Annotated in this window: 1 protein-coding gene; it reads left to right on the top strand. The window is 65.3% G+C overall.

Going from position 1 to position 917, the window contains the following annotated elements; all coding sequences use genetic code 11:
• Positions 1–917 (top strand): chemotaxis protein CheW (locus tag WN73_RS11705; protein WP_271552861.1); only part of this gene is annotated, 917 nt, incomplete at both ends.

The following is a 917-nucleotide window of genomic DNA, read 5'->3' as shown; positions in this document are numbered from 1 at the left end:
TGTTCTTCGCCTGCGCAACAAGTTGCTGCCGCTGATCCATTTGAAGAAGCTGCTCAAGATCGACGACGGCGCGGCCAGCGATCCCGAGAACGGTTTTATCGTGGTGACGCAGGTTGGCAGCCAGACCTTCGGCATCGTCGTCGACGGCGTCTTCCACACCGAAGAAATCGTGGTCAAGCCGATGTCGACGAAACTGCGTCACATCGACATGTTCTCCGGCAACACCATCCTGGGCGATGGCGCCGTCATCATGATCATCGACCCCAACGGCATTGCCAAGGCGCTGGGTGCCGCCGGCTCCTCGGCCCATGACATGGGCGACGAGAACGGGGCGCATCACATCGGAAGTGGCGAGCAGACCACTTCGCTGCTGGTGTTCCGCGCCGGCTCGTCCCAGCCCAAGGCGGTCCCGCTCGGGCTCGTTACGCGCCTGGAGGAGCTGCCCGCCGACAAGATCGAGTTCAGCAACGGCCGCTACATGGTGCAGTACCGCGAGCAGCTGATGCCGCTCGTCGCCATGGAGAGCGTCACCGTTGCGAGCCAAGGCGCCCAGCCGATCCTGGTGTTCGCCGACGACGGCCGCTCCATGGGCCTCGTCGTCGACGAGATCATCGACATCGTCGAGGAACGCCTCAACATCGAGGTCGGCGGCTCCAGCCAGGGCATCCTGGGCTCGGCCGTGATCAAGGGGCAGGCCACCGAGGTGATTGACGTCGGCCACTTCCTGCCGATGGCGTTCGCCGACTGGTTCACCCGCAAGGAGATGAAGCCGTCGATGCACTCGCAGTCGGTGCTGCTGGTCGACGACAGCGCGTTCTTCCGCAACATGCTGGCCCCCGTCCTGAAGGCGGCCGGTTACCGCGTCCGCACCGCGCCGACCGCGCAGGAGGGCCTGGCCGCGCTGCGCGCCCAGAGCT

The organism is Bradyrhizobium sp. CCBAU 45394 (assembly GCF_028128655.1).
In the GTDB taxonomy this organism is placed as follows: Bacteria; Pseudomonadota; Alphaproteobacteria; order Rhizobiales; family Xanthobacteraceae; genus Bradyrhizobium; species Bradyrhizobium diazoefficiens.
The sequence above is the reverse complement of the archived record's forward strand: the minus strand, read 5'-3'. Positions and strand labels throughout refer to the sequence as shown.